Source organism: Nonomuraea sp. NPDC005730 (assembly GCF_040630865.1).
Lineage (GTDB): Bacteria > Actinomycetota > Actinomycetes > Streptosporangiales > Streptosporangiaceae > Nonomuraea.
Genome location: NZ_JBEXYK010000044.1, coordinates 55,767 through 73,807, shown reverse-complemented (window position 1 = coordinate 73,807; position 18,041 = coordinate 55,767). Strand labels below are relative to the sequence as shown.

General features: G+C 72.6%; 21 protein-coding genes. 7 read left to right on the top strand and 14 right to left on the bottom strand.

The features are described from left to right. Positions 1–12: 12 nt before the first annotated feature. The 4 genes from ABZ444_RS35580 to ABZ444_RS35565 form a co-directional block, all read right to left on the bottom strand. Positions 13–930, bottom strand: coding sequence for a PD-(D/E)XK nuclease family protein (locus ABZ444_RS35580; RefSeq protein ID WP_358006831.1), 918 nt, complete (start codon positions 928–930; stop codon positions 13–15). Next, complete coding sequence (locus ABZ444_RS35575) at positions 931–1,650, bottom strand: MBL fold metallo-hydrolase (RefSeq protein WP_358006829.1); 720 nt, start codon at positions 1,648–1,650, stop codon at positions 931–933. An 11-nt stretch (positions 1,651–1,661) separates the two neighbouring features. Beyond that, the gene (locus tag ABZ444_RS35570; RefSeq protein ID WP_357704315.1) at positions 1,662–2,276 is read right to left on the bottom strand and encodes a MarC family protein; all 615 of its coding nucleotides are present in this window, start codon (positions 2,274–2,276) and stop codon (positions 1,662–1,664) included. An 83-nt stretch (positions 2,277–2,359) separates the two neighbouring features. Then, on the bottom strand, positions 2,360–2,986 hold the full coding sequence (locus ABZ444_RS35565; RefSeq protein WP_358006826.1) for a DUF6758 family protein: 627 nt from the start codon (positions 2,984–2,986) through the stop codon (positions 2,360–2,362). Between the two features lie 74 nt (positions 2,987–3,060). Here ABZ444_RS35565 and ABZ444_RS35560 point away from each other — a divergent pair, with 74 nt between their 5' ends. Next, positions 3,061–3,462 (top strand): NUDIX hydrolase, encoded by a 402-nt coding sequence (locus tag ABZ444_RS35560; RefSeq protein ID WP_358006823.1) that lies wholly within the window; start codon positions 3,061–3,063, stop codon positions 3,460–3,462. On the opposite strand, the gene ABZ444_RS35555 is transcribed toward ABZ444_RS35560, so the two are convergent. Both ABZ444_RS35555 and ABZ444_RS35550 read right to left on the bottom strand, forming a co-directional pair. Then, positions 3,446–6,349 carry a hypothetical protein gene (locus ABZ444_RS35555; protein ID WP_358006820.1) on the bottom strand — a complete coding sequence of 968 codons (2,904 nt, stop codon included), beginning with the start codon at positions 6,347–6,349 and terminating at the stop codon, positions 3,446–3,448. The two genes, ABZ444_RS35560 and ABZ444_RS35555, sit on opposite strands and share 17 nt — an antisense overlap. 505 nt (positions 6,350–6,854) lie before the next feature. Further along, the gene (locus ABZ444_RS35550) at positions 6,855–7,781 is read right to left on the bottom strand and encodes a CPBP family intramembrane glutamic endopeptidase (RefSeq protein WP_358006818.1); all 927 of its coding nucleotides are present in this window, start codon (positions 7,779–7,781) and stop codon (positions 6,855–6,857) included. A gap of 190 nt (positions 7,782–7,971) precedes the next feature. Here ABZ444_RS35550 and ABZ444_RS35545 point away from each other — a divergent pair, with 190 nt between their 5' ends. Both ABZ444_RS35545 and ABZ444_RS35540 read left to right on the top strand, forming a co-directional pair. Beyond that, positions 7,972–8,679, top strand: coding sequence for a hypothetical protein (locus ABZ444_RS35545; protein ID WP_358006815.1), 708 nt, complete (start codon positions 7,972–7,974; stop codon positions 8,677–8,679). Next, positions 8,676–9,221 carry a DUF6529 family protein gene (locus tag ABZ444_RS35540; RefSeq protein ID WP_357974290.1) on the top strand — a complete coding sequence of 182 codons (546 nt, stop codon included), beginning with the start codon at positions 8,676–8,678 and terminating at the stop codon, positions 9,219–9,221. The genes ABZ444_RS35545 and ABZ444_RS35540 overlap by 4 nt, the downstream gene beginning before the upstream one ends. Here the strand turns inward: ABZ444_RS35540 and ABZ444_RS35535 are convergent. The 6 genes from ABZ444_RS35535 to ABZ444_RS35510 are packed head-to-tail and all read right to left on the bottom strand — an operon-like array spanning position 9,211 to position 13,086. Then, complete coding sequence (locus ABZ444_RS35535) at positions 9,211–10,143, bottom strand: CoA ester lyase (protein WP_358006813.1); 933 nt, start codon at positions 10,141–10,143, stop codon at positions 9,211–9,213. The genes ABZ444_RS35540 and ABZ444_RS35535 overlap by 11 nt on opposite strands. Before the next feature lie 60 nt (positions 10,144–10,203). Beyond that, positions 10,204–10,800 carry a sulfite oxidase-like oxidoreductase gene (locus ABZ444_RS35530; protein ID WP_358006810.1) on the bottom strand — a complete coding sequence of 199 codons (597 nt, stop codon included), beginning with the start codon at positions 10,798–10,800 and terminating at the stop codon, positions 10,204–10,206. 2 nt (positions 10,801–10,802) lie between these two features. Next, positions 10,803–11,072: a DUF6510 family protein gene (locus tag ABZ444_RS35525; RefSeq protein WP_358006807.1), complete on the bottom strand. Its 270-nt coding sequence runs from the start codon at positions 11,070–11,072 to the stop codon at positions 10,803–10,805. Between the two features lie 10 nt (positions 11,073–11,082). Further along, entirely contained in the window at positions 11,083–11,808 is a 726-nt protein-coding gene (locus ABZ444_RS35520; RefSeq protein ID WP_358006804.1) for a ferredoxin reductase, read from the bottom strand. Continuing rightward, positions 11,778–12,389 carry a molybdopterin-dependent oxidoreductase gene (locus ABZ444_RS35515; RefSeq protein ID WP_358006801.1) on the bottom strand — a complete coding sequence of 204 codons (612 nt, stop codon included), beginning with the start codon at positions 12,387–12,389 and terminating at the stop codon, positions 11,778–11,780. Before ABZ444_RS35515 ends, ABZ444_RS35520 begins: the two co-directional genes overlap by 31 nt. A 55-nt stretch (positions 12,390–12,444) precedes the next feature. Beyond that, positions 12,445–13,086, bottom strand: a complete 642-nt coding sequence (locus ABZ444_RS35510; protein ID WP_358006798.1) for a hypothetical protein — start codon at positions 13,084–13,086, stop codon at positions 12,445–12,447. Positions 13,087–13,137: 51 nt separating this feature from the next. Between ABZ444_RS35510 and ABZ444_RS35505 the strand changes: the two genes are divergently transcribed. After that, complete coding sequence (locus ABZ444_RS35505) at positions 13,138–13,506, top strand: hypothetical protein (protein ID WP_352319219.1); 369 nt, start codon at positions 13,138–13,140, stop codon at positions 13,504–13,506. 43 nt (positions 13,507–13,549) lie between these two features. On the opposite strand, the gene ABZ444_RS35500 is transcribed toward ABZ444_RS35505, so the two are convergent. Beyond that, on the bottom strand, positions 13,550–14,437 hold the full coding sequence (locus tag ABZ444_RS35500) for an EamA family transporter (RefSeq protein ID WP_358006795.1): 888 nt from the start codon (positions 14,435–14,437) through the stop codon (positions 13,550–13,552). 168 nt (positions 14,438–14,605) lie between these two features. On the opposite strand from ABZ444_RS35500, the gene ABZ444_RS35495 reads away from it, so the two are divergent. Together ABZ444_RS35495 and ABZ444_RS35490 are read left to right on the top strand one after the other, a co-directional pair. Then, entirely contained in the window at positions 14,606–15,808 is a 1,203-nt protein-coding gene (locus ABZ444_RS35495) for a CBS domain-containing protein (RefSeq protein ID WP_358006873.1), read from the top strand. After that, positions 15,798–16,265, top strand: coding sequence for a DUF1003 domain-containing protein (locus tag ABZ444_RS35490; protein ID WP_358006792.1), 468 nt, complete (start codon positions 15,798–15,800; stop codon positions 16,263–16,265). The genes ABZ444_RS35495 and ABZ444_RS35490 overlap by 11 nt, the downstream gene beginning before the upstream one ends. On the opposite strand, the gene ABZ444_RS35485 is transcribed toward ABZ444_RS35490, so the two are convergent. After that, the gene (locus tag ABZ444_RS35485) at positions 16,249–16,710 is read right to left on the bottom strand and encodes a MarR family transcriptional regulator (RefSeq protein WP_358006789.1); all 462 of its coding nucleotides are present in this window, start codon (positions 16,708–16,710) and stop codon (positions 16,249–16,251) included. The genes ABZ444_RS35490 and ABZ444_RS35485 overlap by 17 nt on opposite strands. A 158-nt stretch (positions 16,711–16,868) precedes the next feature. Between ABZ444_RS35485 and ABZ444_RS35480 the strand changes: the two genes are divergently transcribed. After that, complete coding sequence (locus tag ABZ444_RS35480) at positions 16,869–18,008, top strand: Mrp/NBP35 family ATP-binding protein (protein ID WP_358006786.1); 1,140 nt, start codon at positions 16,869–16,871, stop codon at positions 18,006–18,008. Positions 18,009–18,041: the final 33 nt, after the last annotated feature.

Here is an 18,041-nt window from a genome sequence, read left to right as displayed (position 1 = left end):
CTTCGCCGGGGATCAGTCGGCCAGGGCGTCCCAGGGGTTGCGGTCGGAGCCGGCGGCCTGGCCCTCCGGGCAGTGGCGGCGGAAGTCGCACCACGAGCAGAGCGGGCCGGGGCTGGCGGCGAACACCGTGTCGAGCTCGGCGGGGACCTGGGCCGGGCCCACGACGGGACGCTCGCCCGCCCCCCGGCCCGGCGCGGGGCGCTTGGCCGAGGTGGGGGCGCCCATCACGGCGCGGTAGCGGTCGTCGGCGGTGGCGGCCTCGACGGCGATCTCCTCGGCGCGGCGCAGGTGCCGGCCCAGCGACTCGTCGGTGTGGCGCCACTCGACGATCTCGCCGGTGGGCAGGTGGTGCAGCTCGACCGTCCGGCACGGCGTGCGCATCATCGTGGAGGCCGCGATGGCGTACGTGGCCAGGGCGAGGGACGAGCGGGCGTCGTCCTGGGTCAGCGGGCGGCGGCCGGTCTTGTAGTCGACCACGACCAGCTCGTCGCCGCGCCGGTCGAGCCGGTCGATGCGCCCGGACAGCGCGACCACCTTGGTACGCGTGGCGACCGTGCGCTCGACGCCGACCGGATCGTCAGCGGGATCTAACGTCGTGACATATCCGGACACGAGGTCGCGGGCCCGCCCCAGCCACTCGGCCGACTGCTCGGCGTCCCTGAACCCCTCGGCGATCCACCCGTTCGTGAGCAGGATGGCGGCCGTCAGCGGCGTGCGCCGCTCGTACGGCTCACGCCACCACGCCGCCAGCGCGTTGTGCACGCTGGCGCCGACGCTGTTGTGCGCCCAGGCGGGCCCCTTGGAGGGCTGCGGCCGGTCCAGGTAGGTGAACCGGTAGCGGCGGCGGCAGTCGAGCCAGGTGTTCAACCGCGACGGCGTGCACGCGTAGAGCCGCCGCGGCATCCCGTCCAGCGGAGGCTGGTCGTACACCTACTCGTCGCCAGGGCCGAGCTTGATGCCGGAGATCCTGGTGCCGTCGGTCAGCGGGCCCTCGTCGTCGCGGGCGGCGGCCGGGTCGCGGGTCAGCGAGCCCGACACCCAGTCGTCGAAGTGCGGTTCGAGGTCGCCGACGGTGACCTCGTCACCGTGGTTGGCCAGCACCCGCGTGTCGGCCGGGAGCGTGAACAGCCGGCCGCCGATCGAGGTGAGCTGGTCGGCCAGCGCCGGGTACTCGCCGCCGAGCTTGCCCGGCCCGTCGGCCTGCAGGGCCTTGCCGGTGAAGACGGCACCCAGCGCCTCGCAGTAGAGCGAGATCCCGCCGGGCGAGACGCCGGGCGTCTCCATGACGTCGAGCTGGACGTCGGCGACGCCGAAGACGCCGTCGTCCTCCATGTCGATGTCGGGCCAGGTCTCCCGCCAGGTCTCCCGCCACAGCGGCTTGTCCTTGGGGTGCAGGGCGACGACCGCCTCGTCTCTGCTGGCCACCTCGATGGCCGCGCCGACGTGGTCGGGCAGGCCCGCGGTGCAGATGACGGCCAGCACCTCACGCTCGCCCACCCGCTCGAGGATCTTCCCGGCGTCACGCGCCGCGTCGATGACGATGACTTCGTCGTCGTCACCGATGATCCAGGTGTTGTTCTCGACCTTGTGCTCGGTGCCGTCGATGTCGACGACGCCCTCGGTCACCACTCGCTCGATACGCGCTGTCACGCTTCCGAACTTTAGCCCGTCTGCATGAGAGCGCGAATCGCGTTGATGATGAGTTGCACGGCGAGTGCCGAGAGCAGCAGGCCGGCGATCCTGGTGACCAGCTCCACGCCGTTCTCCTTGATGACGCGGATGATGCTGACCGAGAAGCGCATGAACAGCCACAGCAGGATGTGCACGGCCGCGATGGCCAGCATCAGCGCGGCCAGCCCGTCGGCGCGTCCCTCGGCCTGCTGGGCGAAGACGATGGTCGCCACGATCGCGCCGGGCCCGGCCAGCAGCGGCGTGCCGAGCGGGACCAGGGCGACGTTGACGTTCGAGCGTACGGTGTCGGTGCGCGGCTCGGCCGCGCCGCGCAGCAGTTCCAGGGCCACCAGCAGGAGCAGCAGGCCGCCCGCGATCTGCATGGCGGGCACCTCGACGTGCAGGTACGACAGGATGGCCCGCCCGAACACCGCGAACACCACCACCAGGCAGAACGCCGTCACCGCGGCCTGCCAGGCGATGCGCCTGCGCTCGGCCGGGGTGCGGCCGAAGGTGTAGGCGAGGAAGAGCGGGATGACGCCCGGCGGGTCCATGATCACGAACATCGTCACGAACGCCTCGACGAAGAACCGGACCCCGGACACCGCTCCCCCAACCGGCCGCCCGGGGGAGGCGATCCTGTGCTCAGCCCCGCGCCCGATCCTCCAGGCGCCGGATCTCCAGGCCCTCAGTCTTCCAGCAGCGGCGAGAACCCGCCGAACGGCACCTCGAACTCGCGGTCGCGGGCGTCCTGGAGGGACAGCTCGGCCAGCGCGATCATGCAACCGGCCTCGGCTGGCCAGGCGATGGTCCACAACCAGTTGCCGAGCGCCTCACCGGCGTAGACGGCCCGGTCGTCGATGCCGGCCAGGCACCACATCGCCGTGGGGTGCCCCAGCACCTCGATCTTCGCGTTGGGCGGCCCCGAGTCGAACCCCTCGCCGGGGTCGGGCCCGTCGAGCCCCGCGAACGTCGCGCCGAGCCCGACGCCCGGCTCCTCGGCGATGACCAGCAGGTCGGCCGGCCCCTCGATCGGCGAGGGCCCGCTCAGCGCGACCACGCTGGCCCGCGAACCGGTACGGTCGTCGCCGACCTCGCCGAACCCGGTCACCGTCCAGCCGGGCGGCAATGGCCAGGGCAGCCACACGGGCACCACCGAGCGTTTCCGCATGGCCTCCAGCGATTCGCCCGTGGGCGGCCTCGGAGGCTGGTACGGCAGGACGTCGCCGTGCGTGTCGCAATGGAACGCACTGGACAGGGCGCTCGACCCGTGAAGCGGGCCGAAGCACCTTGGGCAGGTAGGAGCCGCTCTCACAGCTACCCACGGTGCTTCCTCCGGCACGGTCGCGTCAAGACCGGAACCCGTTATCCCGTCGTAATCTTGGCCATGTGCGCGTAAATTGTGTCGGCGCGATCATTTTCGACGCCTCTGACCAGCTTCTTCTCGTCCGGCGCGGCCGCCCGCCGGGGCTGGGCCTGTGGTCGCTCCCGGGCGGCCGGCTGGAGCCCGGCGAGACCGACGCGGCCGGCGTGCGCCGCGAGGTCATGGAGGAGACCGGGCTGCGCGTCGAGGTGGGCCGCCTGGCCGGCACCGTGGAGCGTCCCGGGCCGGGCGGCGTCACGTACGTGATCCGCGACTACCTGGCGACCTCCGCCGGCGGCGTGCCCGTGGCCGGTGACGACGCCGCCGACGTGCGCTGGTGCGGCCCCGGTGAGCTGGCGCTCCTCCCGCTCACCGAGGGGCTGCTCGGCTGCCTGACCGAGTGGGGCGTGCTCACCGGTTGGCGGTGAGGCTGGAGGTCCACAGGATCAGGTGGTCGGTGTCGTACGTCGTGGACCTGCCGAGCGCCACCACCTCCGTGCCGCTGATCGCCACGGCCGTCAGGGCCTGCATGCCGAGGCCGGAGAGCCGGTCCCTGGTCAGGGCCATGCGGTTCCACGACAGGCCGTCCTGGGAGACCCAGGCCGCGCTGTCGCCCTCGCCGGGGACGCCGTGCCAGCCGACCGCCACCAGGCCCTGGTCGCCCGCGGCCAGGTCGTGCACGGCCGCCGCCTGGTCCGCGGGCAGCCAGGCCGTCGTCCAGCTCTCGCCGTCGTCGTCGGACACGGCGGAGAAGGCGCGGCGTGAGCCGTCCGTGACGGCCGTACCGATGGCGACGAGCTTGTCGTGGTACGTCGTGATCTGCCGCAGCCCGGCCGACGTGGCGTCCGGCGGGGTGACCCGCTTGCGGGCGCTCCAGTTCACGCCGTCGTCGGAGAACCAGACCACGCTGTTCTCCCGCTCGGAGGTCCCCGACCCGCCGACCGCGACGTAGCCGCCCTGGGTCGCGATCACGTCGTGGACGCGTACGCCCGAGCCGCCCTGGGGCAGCTTCCTGGACCGGGTGTACTTGCGCAGGTCGGGCGTGAACCACATGGCGGCGGCCACCGAGCCCGCCTGGTCGTGGGACTCGCCGGCCAGCACGTACCCCTTCTTGCCCGCCGCGACGGCGTGGGTGTCCAGGTAGGGCCGGTCGCGGTCGCGGGCCAGGTCGCCGGAGACCGGCACGCGCCGCCAGTTCTCGCCGTCGTCGGAGGTGACGAGCAGGGGGTCGGTGACGGCCAGGTTCGTCTGGGTGCTGCCGGCGGCCAGCCAGCCGCGCCCGCCGTGGGCGACGTCCTCCAGGATCTGCCTGCCGGGGCCGCCGAGGCTCATCGACTTCCAGCGCTGCCAGTTGCTGATCGTCCACAGGCCGGCGTCGCCGGAGGCGGAGCCGACCGCGACGTACCGGCCGCCGGCGGCCGCGAGGCGGGTGGTCTCGCGCGAGACCCTGGTCAGGCCCTCGACCTGGCCGAGCTGGACGCGGGCGGCGGTGCCGCGCGGCGGCGCGGTCATCAGCACGAGCTGGTTGTCGACGTCGGAGGCGGCCTGGTCGCCGCCGGCGAACAGGGTGCCGCCGTCGGAGATCGTGAACCCGCGCAGCGTGGCGCCCGACAGGTCGCCGAGGTCGGCCCGCTTGGTCCAGCCGCGCCCGTCGGCGCTGGTCAGGACCGCGTACTTGCCCAAGGTGGCCTGGCTGATCGCGGCCACGCCGGACCGGTAGGAGACCAGCGACTCCACCCCGGGGCTCTCGCCGCCCAGACCGCCGATGGAACCGCACTGCGACCACTGGGCGCCGGTCGGCGAGCAGTAGACGCGTACGTCGCCGTCGACCGTACGCTGCCTGGTCGGCACCAGGACGAACCGTTTGGGCAGCACGGCCACCGTGCCCGTACGCGGCTCGGCCTCGGGGAGCTGGAAGCCGGTCGCCTGCCAGCCGCGTCCGCCGTCGGACGAGCGCAGCACCCGCGAGCCGCTCCCGTCGAGCGGGCGGCCGACGGCCACGACCGTGTCGCCCTGGGCGACGACCGCCCTGATCTCCCGGACGTCCAGCCCCCTGGTCTCCACGCGCTCCCAGACCCGGCCGTCGGACGAGCGCCAGGCCGCCGGGCCGGGGCCGCCCTCCCCCGGCGTGGCGCCGACGGCGACGAAGCCGGAGGCCGTCCTGGCGATGTCGTAGATCTGGTCGCCGGGCCGGAACGCGGCCATGCCGGTCGCGTCGACGGTCGTCCAGCTGAAGCCGTCGACGCTGGTCCACAGGCCGCGCTCGCCGGACGGGCCGTCACCGCCGCTGGCCAGCCAGCGCCCGTCGCCGCCGACCACGCGCTGGACGATGGGCGTGGAGGCGCCGCTCACCTGGCCGAGCTGCCAGTGCTTGCCGGCGTCGGGCGAGAACAGGAAGAGCGGGCGCGGGGTCGGGCTGGTGGTGTCGCTGCCCACCGCGACCACCGCGCGGCCGACGGCGACGATGTCGTTGAGCTTCTGGTTGGTGCCGACGCCGGCGGCCGGGACGGTGAAGAGGTCGTCCCCAGAACGGCCGGTGCCGGCCTCCAGGCGCAGTCCGGTGGCGTCGGTGTCGCTCCAGCGCCATACGAGCACCCCCGTGGCCACCAGGAGCGCCAGGGCCATGGTGAGGGCGATGGGAGCGGCCCTGCTGCCCCGGTGCACGGGGCTGGACCTGCGTACGGCGGCCGGGGCCGGGCCTCTGTGGTGCCTGCCGCCGGCCCCGCCGGGGCGCGGCGGGCCGGTGGCGACCAGCAGGTCCGGTCTGGTGGGACGCCCACCGGGCGGGCGGCCGACCCGCCTGACCTCGGTGTCCTCCTCACCGGCCACCTCCGGCTCGGCGGCCCGGAACCCGGGATCGCCGGACTCCGGGTCGCCGGGCTCGGGATCGCGGGACTCGGGGTCGTGCGGTCCGGGGGCCTGGGGGCCGGGGGGTTCGGGCTGTGGGGGCGGGGGCTGCGTGGCTGGGCCGGGGGCCTGGTCGGCGGGGAGCGGCAGGTGGTAGGGGGGCTCGCGGTAGGGCCCTGCGGGTGCCGTGCCCTCCTGGGGTCCGTCGGCGGGCCGGGCCGGGGGCCCGGCGGACGGAGGCGCTGCGGCCGGGGGCCCGGCGGGCGGGGGTGCTGCGGGCGGGGGTGCTGCGGGCGGCTCCTGGCGGGGCGGGCCGCCGGCGACGAGTTTGTCCGGGCGGTTGACGATGCGCCGGGGACGGCGGCGCGGCTCGACCTCGGGCTCGGCCGTCGGCGAGCTGTACGGTCTGCGCCCCTTGGGCAGCTCCTGCGGCGATTCCTCCGGGATGGGGGACGCGAACGGCGGCATGCCCCAAGGGGAGGTCAAGGGTAAGCCCCGGGCCCGGTCGTCGGTGGGCCCGGGCGGGGAGTGGCGGATCCTGGGCTCCCCGGAAACGGCCCCGGCCTGCTCGGAGGAGGTCCTGGGCTGCCCTGACGAGGTGCCGGGCTCCTCGGGAGAGGGGGGGTCCGCGGCGTCCTCAGGACGCGGGTCGTCGTCGTCCGGCGGTCGCCGTGGCGGATCGCTGGGGCCGGAGGCCACGCGCCGCACCTCCTAGTCGAACTCGTCGTACAGGTGGAACCCGTCGAATCGGACCTGGTCAACCGGGTTGCGCGGGGAAACGGTGAGCGAACGGGCCGTTTCTTACGGACCGTTCCACAAATCCCTTCCCACCTTATGCGCCTATTTTCTACCCCGTCCCACCAAAACGATCACCTCCGTGACACCCTCGCCTGTCCCACAGGAACCAGACCAGCATGCCTGAGCCGGATTGGCGAGACCTCTCTAGCGAGATTTCCCGCACCTCTCGCCTGATTTATCCAGAAATGGCACTAACTGCCCGCTTTTTGGATATATAGAACACACCAATCGCGTACACCCCGAGCTGCACCACCGTTCCCGACAGCGCCTGCCACGGGATGGGTGTCTTGCCCTGGTCCAGCGCGTCCTCCAGGCTGCCCGAGGCCGCGCTGAGCCCGAAGGCCAGCATGTTGTTCATCACGTGCAACGCGATCGGCGCCTCCAGCCCCCCAGTGCGTACGGCCAGCCAGCCCATCACCGCGCCGAAGGCGAACACGTCGAGCAGCCCCACCCACGAGTAGCCGTGCAGCGACGCGAACAGCAGGGACCCGATGAGGATCGCCCACACCGGATTGCGCACGTGCACGCCGACCGCCTGGACGAACCAGCCGCGGAAGATGTACTCCTCGGTCGCCGCCTGGAACGGCACCAGCAGCACGATCACCACGAGGGCGGGCAGGAACCGTCCCCAGCCGACCCAGCCGAACAGGTCGGAGTACCCTTCCCCGGACAACGACAGGGCCGTGACCTGCGCGATCTGGCCCAGCACCAGCGCCAGCACGGCCAGGCCGAGGCAGCGCAGCAACCACGACCAGCGCAGCCGTCCGGCGACCGACGACAGCGTGCCGGGCCTGCGGCGCTGGACGAGCGCGGCGGTGCCGAAGACGAGCGGCAGCACGGCCGCGATCGACAGCAGCACCATCACCAGCCCGAACACCGGATCGCCGAAGATCTGCCCGGGGTCGGTCGGCGCGGGCAGGCCGAGGATCAGCTCGGCGGCCTTGCCCACGAGCAGCACGCCGGTGCCGATGACGAAGAACCCGACGCCGACGACGATCGTGCCGACGACGGCCCGCCACGGCTCGTTCGCCGGAGTGCGGGCGAGATGGTCGTAACGCACCCCTTGCGGGGTCGGCAGGAACCAGGACCGCTGCTGCGGCACGGGCGGCGGCCCATAAGGATAGACGGGCGGCCCAGGCGGCTGACTGCCATATGGCGGATTCGGTCCAGGGTTCTCCTGCATCCATACATTCTGTCTGCCGGGTGAGCATTAGTTCACAGACGGCCCACCCCTTTGGGCGGATGCTCGGAGTCGTACGGCATTTCGACCCTTCCGACTTTGGGAGCAGTCCATGTCAAGGCTGGGACCTTTCATCACCCTGGCGGCGGGCGCGGTCCTGGCCGCGGGGCTGGGCGTCGCCAGCGTCATCGCGACACCGGCGGCCGACACCGCGCCCCCCACCGACACGGCGGCGGCGGGGTCGCCGACCGAGGCCGCCGCCGCGCCGTCCGTGTCGCCGTCCGTGTCGCCGTCCGCGTCACCCGCCCCCACGGAGGCCGCGAAGATCCCCAAGGCCGACTACGGCGGGTACGTCAAGGGCAACGGCGGTCTCATAGCGATCTCCGTCCGCGACGGCAAGGCCGTCGGCTACTTCTGCGATGGCAGGTCGGAAGCCTGGTTCAAGGGCGGCGAGGCCGGCGGGAAGGCCGTGCTGAAGGGCCCGGGCACGGCCCGGCTGACCGCCACGCTCGGCGGCGGGCGCGCCAGGGGCAGCCTGTCCGTCGGCGGCGGGCGGTGGAGCTTCACCGCGCCCGCCGTGGTCCGCCCGTCCGGGCTGTACCGGGCGACCGCGCAGGTCAGGGGCGCGAAGTTGCGGGCGGGCTGGATCCGCGTCCCGCGCCCCGGCGGCGGCTACGACCAGGTCGGCGCCGCGTTCCTGGGACAGGACCAGGTGGAGATCCCCGGCCTGGACGCCGGGCGGCCCACCACCCCCGTGACCGTCGCCGGCGCCACGGTCCTTCCGAAGGACGTGGACGGCTTCATCGAGGAGATGCAATGACCGCCATTCACCGGCCGTCGCACCGGACGGCCGCCGTGCTCCTGATCCCGCTGCTGGCCGGCGGCCTGGTGGCGCTGGGACTCGGCGTGTACGGCCGGGCGCACACGCCCACGGGGTTCGCGGTCGGCCCGGCCGGGTTCTCCGGCGCGCTGCCGATGAAGGCGTGGCTGACGACCGGGGCGTTCGCGCTGGCGATCGTCCAGGTGGTCTCGGCGCTGTCGATGTGGGGAAGGCTGGGGATCGAGCTCCCGGACGGCGTCCACCGCTGGTCGGGGCGGCTGGCGTTCCTCCTCACGATCCCCGTCGCCTTCCACTGCCTGTACGCCCTGGGCCTGCAGTTCGACGTGCCGCGCGTGCTGGCCCACTCGCTGCTCGGCTGCTTCTTCTACGGCGTGTTCACGGCGAAGATGCTGGCGCTGCCCAAGCGCGACGCGCCGGGCTGGACGCTGCCGGTGTTCGGCGGGCTGGCGTTCACGGCGCTGGTCGGGCTCTGGCTGACCTCGTCGTTGTGGTTCTTCACCGCGGTGGGCGTCAAGGTGTGAACGACTTCGTCCTGGACAGGCCGGCCGCCCTGCCCTTGGCGGCCACGACGAGCGCCATCTTGCGGGACGCCTCGTCGATCATCTCGTCGCCCAGCATGACCGCGCCGCGCCGCTCCACGGTGGTGCAGTGCTCGTACGCCTCCAGGATCAGCTCGGCGTGGTCGTAGTCCTCCTGGCTCGGCGAGAACACCTCGTTGGCCGCCTCCACCTGCAGGGGGTGCAGCACCCACTTGCCGTCGAACCCGAGCGCGGCGGCCCGGCGGGCGATCCGGCGGTAGCCCTCGACGTCCTTGATCTGGAGGTAGGGGCCGTCGATCACCTGGAGGTCGTGCATCCTGGCGGCCATCAGCAGGCGCATGAGGATGTAGTGGTAGGCGTCGCCCTCCTCGTAGCCGGGCGGCTGCTCGCCGACCACGAGGGTGCGCATGTTGATCGAGGCCATGAAGTCGGCGGGCCCGAACACCAGGGCCTCCAGCCTCCTGGACGACCCGGCGATGGCGTCGACGTTGACCAGGCCGCGGGCGTTCTCGATCTGGGCCTCGATGCCGATGCGGCCCACCTCGTAGCCCATCGACCGCTCGATCTGGGTCAGCAGGGTGTCGAGCCAGACGACCTCGGTCGGGTCCTGGACCTTGGGCAGGATCAGGCAGTCGAGGAACTGCCCCGCGCCCTCCACGACCTCGATGACGTCCCGGTACGTCCACATCGTGGTCAGGTCGTTGACCCTGACCGCGCGGGTCCTGCCGGTCCAGTCGCCCTCGCGCAGCGCGGTCACGACGTTCTTGCGGGCCTCGTCCTTGGCCAGCGGCGCGACGGAGTCCTCAAGGTCGAGGAAGACCTCGTCGGCGGGCAGGGTCTGGGCCTTCTCCAGGAAGCGGGGGTTGCTGCCCGGCACGGAGAGCACGGAACGACGTGAGCGCATGCGCCAACGCTAACGGCTGCGGGGCCGCCCCCGGCAGGCGTCCCCCGTCTATGGGGACGATCAGCTGTTCCAGTAGCGCTGCTCGCGCCACGGGTCGCCGTAGTTGTGGTAACCGGCGCGTTCCCAGAAGCCGGGCCGGTCGCGGTCGAGCAGGCGCAGGCCCTTGACCCATTTGGCGGACTTCCAGAGGTACAGGTGCGGGACCAGCAGCCGGGCCGGGCCGCCGTGCTCGGCGGGCAGCGGGTCGCCGTCCAAGGTGTGGACGATCCACGCCTTGCCGTCGCGCAGGTCGGCGAGCGGCAGGTTGGTCGTGTAACCGCCGTGGCAGTACGCCTGCGCGAACTCCGCCCCCGTGTCCACGTCGTCGAGCAGGACGTCGATCGACACGCCCTGCCAGTCGGTGTCGAACTTCGACCAGCCGGTGACGCAGTGGAGGTCGGTGTGCGGGGCGCTCTGGGGCAGGTCGAGCAGCTCGTCCCAGGTCCAGACGCGTTCCCGGCCGGCCTCGGTGACCAGGGTGAACGTCCAGCCGGCGGTGTCGACGCTGGGCGTCGGCCCCGCGGACAGGACGGGGAAGCCGGGCGTGAGGTACTGGCCGGGCGGCAGGCGGTCGTCGTGCCCGCCGCGCCCCTTGAAGCCCTTGGAGACGACGGCCACGGTCAGCCACCTCCCTGCACGGGCGTCTCCAGCAGGCCGAGTCCCGGCATCGCGGCCATCATCCGGCCCGGCGCCTCCACGAGGGTCATGAGCACGTTGTCGCAGTTCGGGCAGCGCAGCACGGTGCCGGGGGCGGGGCCGTACACGGTGGCCTCCCCGAGCGGGCCGTTCATGCCGCACTGCGCGCAGACGCCCTGGGCCGCCGTCATGTCCCGGCCGAAGAACTGGGCCAGCGGGCCTGCCGCGGCGTTGCCGTCCACGGGTCGTTGCATGGTGTCTCTCCTAGCCGTACCGCTCGGTGCGGATGTCGGTGGGCGGGTAGCCCAGGGCGGTGAGGATCGCGGCGACGTGCTCGACGAACGCGGTCGGGCCGCAGACGTAGGCCAGCGGCTCGTGGGCGGGCGGCCAGGCCAGCCGGACCAGCTGCGAGCGGTCCACCCGGCCCACGGGCTCGGGCCAGTCGGTGGGGGCCGAGCGGGTGTAGACGAAGGTCACCTCGCCGCCGCCGGACTCCAGCTCGTCGCGGTAGATCACCTGGCCGGGGTCGCGTACGGAGTAGATGAGCCGTACCGGGGTGCCGTCGCCCAGCCGGGCGCGGTGGCGCAGCATCGAGCGCAGCGGCACCACGCCGGACCCGCCCGCCACCAGCAGCAGCGGCCGCCGCTCCGGCATGGGCTCCCACACGAAGTAGCCGCCGATCGGGCCGCGCACCTCCACCTGGTCGCCGGCCTCGGCCACCTCCACCAGGTACGGCGACACCTCGCCCCCCGCCACCCTGGCCACGGTGATCGCGGGCCGCTCGCCGGGCGCGCCGGCCAGCGAGTACGCCCGGGTCGCCTGGTAGCCGTCGTCGGCCGTCAGCCGCACGTCCACGTGCTGGCCGGCGCGGTGTCCCGGCCAGCCGGGCACGTCGAGCAGCAGCGTACGCGTCTGGTCGGTCTCCGGGACGACCTCGGCGATCGTGGCCGGCTGCCAGGTCAGTCGTCGTAGTACCGCTGTTCCCGCCATGGGTCCCCGAAGTTGTGATAGCCGGACCGCTCCCAGAAGCCGGGGCGGTCCTCGTCCATGAGCCACAGCTCGTAAATCCACTTGGCGCTCTTCCACAGGTAGTGGGCGGGCACCAGCATCCGTACCGGGCCGCCGTGCTCGGGTGGGATCGGCGTGCCCTCGTAGGCGTAGACCAGCCACGCCTTGCCGTCCACGATCTCCTCGACCGGCAGGTTGGTGGCGTAGCCGCCGTAGCTGACGGCCAGGGCGTAACCGGCCGCCCGGTCGGCGCCGGTCAGCAGCCGGTCGAGGGACACACCCGTCCAGGTGGTGTCGAGCTTGCTCCAGTGGGTGACGCAGTGGATGTCCACGGTGATCTGCTCGGCGGGCAGCGACAGCAGGTCCGTCCACGTCCAGGTGGGCTCGCCCGCGCCGCCCCTGACGGTGAACGACCAACGCTCGGTCTGGACGTGCTGCGTCGCCCCCGCGGTGAGCACCGGGAATCCCTCGGCCAGGTACTGCCCCGGCGGCACCCGCCCGGCCAGCTCCGGCCGCGGACGCCGGAAGTGTTTTCCGGCGAAGCCGCGAGAGACGATCCCCATGAATGCGGTTCTCCCCGGCACGGCACCCGGCGGACACCAGAAAAGGGCAAAGTGTTCAGCCGGTGAATCCGTGGGCGCGCAGGCGGGCGATCAGGCCGTCGATGCCGCACGGCTGGTTCCAGCCGGTCGAGGAGAAGATCTCGTCCCTGCCGCCGACGGCCCGGCCACCGGGGTCGTCGGTCACCTCGTGCAGGATCACGCCCTGCGGGGGCGTCGAGTAGGTGACCGGACGTCCCTCGACGACCTTGCCGGTCGGCCTGGCGCGGTTCATGAACAGCAGCACCCGGGTGCCCGGGGGCACCGCGCGGGCGAAGTCGGCCACGCTGTGGACCGGCGTGCCCTCGTCGTCCACCGCCGCCCCTTGGTAGAAGGCGAGGTCCGCGACGTCCGAGGCGGCGCCCTTGAGCCGCTCGCCGACCTGGGAGCGCATGAGGACGTACCGGGTGCGGTCCCCCGGGATGCCCTCCTCGACCACGGGCCCGGCGACCCAGCCCGTCACGTGGCCGGTGACGACGGTCTCCACCTTCCCGGCGAGCGCCTCGGGCGTCGGGTGCGCCGGGTAGTCGTACACGACCTGCCGCAGGACGCGCGTGTCCAGCGGGCCGGTACCGGCGGAGGCTCCGCAGGCGGACGGCTGCTCGGGTGCGGCGGCGCCGCAGCCCGCGACGAGGACGAGCACGAGGATGAACGACCGCATACCGGTGAAACGCGCGCGGGCCCCGAGCGGTTCGGGGGTTACAGTCTGATCGTGAGCGACGACATCGCGGCCATCGAGGAGGGCGCCAAGAAGTCCGGCATCCTCTGGCTCGCCCTCGACCGCCCGCGCCTGGCCTGGCACGCCTGGCACGACGGCGCCATCTACCTCGTGACCGGCGGCGGCGAGCAGGACCTGCCGGGGCTCGGCGCGCTCGACCGGGTGCGCGTGACGCTGCGCAGCAAGGACAACGGCGCGCGGCTGGTGGAGTTCGACGCGGCGGTCTCGGTCGTCGACCAGGCCGCGGCGGCCGACGCCGTGGCGGTGCTGGCCAAGGAGCGGCTCAACGCCCCCGACAGCGAGCACCTGACCGAGCGCTGGGCCCGCGACTCGACCGTCCTGCGCCTCACGCCGGAACGCTGACCCTCGGCCGCGGCGACCCGCACCGGCCACGCGGCGGCCGGGCTCACACCTGGGCGGTGACCTCGGCCGGCCGGTCCGGGGCGGGGGCCGGCGCGCCGCCCGAGGTGGCGGTCTGGGCGAGCAGCGCGCCACTCAGCACGATCAGCCCGCCGACGATCTGGAACACCCCCAGCGTCTCGCCGACCAGCGCCCACGCGACCACCGCGCCGCCGATGACCTCCAGCGAGGCGACCGTCGCCCCCACCGCCGCCGACAGCCGCCGCACCATGTTCATGCTGAGGATGTACGCCAGCGCGGTGGCCACCAGCACCAGCCACAGGTACGCCCCCAGCACCGGCAGCGTCGTGCCGCCCTGCGGGGCTACGGAGACCGTGAAGGCCTCCCAGGGGATGTCCCAGGGCTGCGCGAAGGGGATCAGCACGACGGCCGAGCCGACCATGCCCCAGGCGACCAGGCCGAGCAGGTCGATGTCGGGGCCCAGGCTGTCGCCCATCAGGAAGTAACCGGCGCAGCACGCCCCGGCCAGCAGGCCGAGGAGCAGTCCGACCGCGTCCAGGCGCATGCCCTGCCACGCCTCGACGACGATCGCCAGGCCGACGAACGCGATCACCGCGCCGACGTACGCGGCCCCGGCCAGGCGTACCTTGCGGACGAGCCTGACCCAGGCCACCACCATCACCGGCGCCATGAACTCCAGCAGCAGCGCGATCCCCACCGGCAGCCGGGTGATGGCGACGAAGTAGAGCGACTGCACGCCCGCGACGGCCATCACGGTGTAGAGCCCGAGGAACGGCAGCCGGGCCCGCGGGATGCGCAGGGCCCGCGGCTTGACCACCGCCAGCACCGCGACCAGCAGCAGCCCGGCGCCCGCCATCCGGGTCCAGACGGCCTCGACCGGCGCCAGCCCGGCGGTGATGAGGTACTTGGCCATCGGCCCGGAGAACGCGAAACAACACGACGACACGAATGCCAGTGCGAGCCCCGCCAGCCTCATGGTCTACCCCTAGTGCCCAGTAATCAGCGTTAAATGCGTTTGATACTGACATGCCAGGCAACCGAGGCGCAACGGCGTCTCACTGTTAGCCTGGCCCACGTGAAGATCTTCGTGGCCCGGCTGGCGGGGACCCCCGTCTTCGACCCCACGGGCGATCAGATCGGCCGGGTCCGCGACGTCGTGGTGGGCCTGCGCATCACCGGCAATCCCCAGGTGCACGGCATGGTCGTCGAGGTGCAGCCGCGCCGCCGGGTGTTCCTGCCGATCACCCGCGTGCGCCGCATCGAGGCGGGCGCGGTCGTCTTCACCGGGCGGCTGAACATGCGCAGGTTCGAGCAGCGCGCCTCGGAGACCCTGGTCATCGGCGAGGTGCTCGACCTGTCCGTACGCGTCGGCGACGAGCCCATGACCGTCTACGACGTCGCCATGGAGGAGACCCTGCCGTCCCGGTGGGAGATCACCAAGGTCGCGCTCTTCAAGGGCCGCCGGCGCGAGCCCAGGACGGTCGGCTGGACCGAGGTGTCCGGCTTCGACACCCTGCAGAAGGACCAGGGCGCGGCCGGCCTGATCGCCGCGTTCGAGTCGCTGCGCGCCGCCGACATGGCCAGCGCCCTGCACGAGCTGCCCAGCAAGCGGCGCATCGAGATCGCCCGCGAGCTCGCCGACGACCGCCTGGCCGACGTGCTGGAGGAGCTGCCGCCCGACGACCAGATCGGCATCCTCGGCACCCTCGAACCCGAGCGGGCCGCCGACGTGCTGGAGGAGATGAGCCCCGACGACGCCGCCGACCTGCTGCACGACCTGCCCGAGGACCAGGCGGCCAGGCTGCTGGCGCTCATGGAGCCAGGCGAGGCGGCCCCGGTGCGGCGGCTGCTGACCTACGCCGACGACACCGCGGGCGGCGTGATGACCAGCGAGCCGGTCGTCCTGCCGCCCAACGCGACGGTGGCCGAGGCGCTGGCCCACATCCGCCAGCAGGACCTGCCGCCCGCCGTCGCCGCCCAGGTCTACGTGACCAGGCCGCCCACCGAGACGCCGACCGGCACGTACCTCGGGGTCTCGCACTTCCAGCGGCTGCTGCGCGAGCCGCCCTCGACGCTGCTCGGCCGCGTGCTCGACCCCTCGCTCGACCCGATCAGGCCCGACTTCACCCTGCGCCAGGTCCACGCCTTCCTGGCCAACTACAACCTGGTCGCCGCCCCGGTCGTGGACGAGCTGGGCAGGCTGGTCGGCGCGGTGACCGTCGACGACGTCCTTGACCACCTGCTTCCCGACGACTGGCGCGAGGGGGACGACCGTGACCGCTGACCGGCTCGACCAGCCTCGGGCGCTGCGCCGCTCGCTGCGCCCGCACTACGACCCCGAGGCGTTCGGCCGCCTCTCGGAACGCATCGCCCGCTTCCTCGGCACGGCCCGCTTCATCGTCTACATGACGGTGTTCGTGGCGATCTGGGTGATCTGGAACATCGCCGCTCCCCCGGCGCTCAAGTGGGACCCGTACCCGTTCATCTTCCTCACGCTGATGTTGTCGCTCCAGGCCAGCTACGCCGCGCCGCTCATCCTGCTCGCCCAGAACCGCCAGGACGACCGCGACCGCATCCAGTACGAGCAGGACCGCGAGTCCGCCGACCGCAACCAGGCCGAGATCGAGTACCTCACCCGCGAGATCGCCGGCCTGCGCCTGGCGCTCAACGAGGTCGCCACCCGCGACTACCTGCGCGCCGAGCTCGGCCGGCTGCTGGAGGAGCTCAACAAACGTCAGTGACGTCGAGCCGGGCCAGCAGCGCCCGCACCTCGCCGATGTCGCCCGCGCCCAGCAGGTCGAGGAACTCGTTCTTGACCCCGCGCAGGTAGGTCGGCGTGGCCTCGGCCAGCCGCGCGGCGCCCGGCTCGGTCAGCACCGCGAACAGCCCGCGGGCGTCGTCGGAGCACGCCTCCCGCCCGACCAGCCCGTGCCGCTGCAACCGGTCGATCAGCCTGGTCAGCCCGCTGCGCGAGAGCAGCACGCGGTCGGCCAGGTCGTTCATCCGCAGCCGCCGCCCCGGCGCCTCGGCGAGCTGCGCCAGCACCTCGTACGAGGCCAGCGGCAGATCGTGGGCCACCAGCAGCTCGGCCTCCAGGCGGCGCGCGATGCGCACCTGGGCCCGCTGCAACATCCGCCAGACCGCCAGCTCCTCGGCGGTGAGCCCCTCGTCGCGCAGCAGAGTCACGCAGTAACCTTAGACGTTGTTGCACAGACACCTAACAGCGCGGATTAACCGAGCGGCCCCCAGGGTTCATACCATGGAGGGGCATTCTCACTGGCTCTCAGCGCCTGTCACACATAGACCACTAAGGAGGGACGGCACTCCCTCGTGCCGAGACTTCGATGGCACCAACCCAGGAACAGGTGACGGCCGCCCTCGCCACCGTCATCGACCCCGAGATCCGTCGCCCGATCACGGACCTCGACATGGTCAAGAGCATCGAGATCGCCCCCGACGGCGCGGTCCGGGTGGGCGTCTACCTCACCGTGTCAGGCTGTCCGATGAAGGACACCATCACCCGCGACGTGAAGACGGCGGTCGGCAAGGTCGGCGGCGTGACGGACGTCCAGATCGAGCTCGACGTCATGAGCACCGAGCAGCGCAAGGTCCTGCAGACCAAGCTCAGGGGCGACCGGGGCCCGGAGAAGGAGATCCCCTTCAACCAGCCCGGCTCGCTGACCCGCGTCTTCGCCGTCGCGAGCGGCAAGGGCGGCGTGGGCAAGTCGTCGGTCACCGTCAACCTGGCCGCCGCGATGGCCTCCAGCGGCCTCAAGGTCGGCATCGTCGACGCCGACATCTACGGTCACAGCATTCCTCGCATGCTGGGCGCCGCCGAGCGTCCCACCAAGGTCGAGGACATGATCATGCCGCCGTCGGCGCACGACATCAAGGTCATCTCGGTCGGCATGTTCAAGCCCGAGGGCAACACGCCGGTCGTGTGGCGCGGCCCGATGCTCGACCGGGCGCTCCACCAGTTCCTGGCCGACGTCTACTGGGGCGACCTCGACGTCCTGCTGCTCGACCTGCCGCCGGGCACCGGCGACATCGCCATCTCGGTGGCGCAGCGGCTACCGTCGGCCGAGATCCTGGTCGTGACCACGCCCCAGCAGGCCGCCGCCGAGGTGGCCGAGCGGGCCGGCTCGATCGCCGCCCAGACCCACCAGCAGATCGCCGGCGTCATCGAGAACATGTCCTGGCTGCCCTGCCCCCACTGCGACGAGCGGGTGGCCGTGTTCGGCGAGGGCGGCGGCCAGACCGTCGCCGACGCCCTGACCCGTACGCTGGGCGCCCGCGTCCCGCTGCTCGGTCAGGTGCCGATCGACCTGCGCCTGCGCGAGGGCGGCGACGAGGGCAAGCCGCTGGTGCTGACCGACCCCGACTCGCCCGCCGCCGCGGAGCTGCGGAAGATCGCCGCCGGTCTGAGCAAGCGCTCCTCCAGCATCAAGGGCATGCAGCTCGGCCTCTCGCCCAACCGCTCCTGACCCTCCCACGCGAAGACGGGCCCGCCCAGCGAA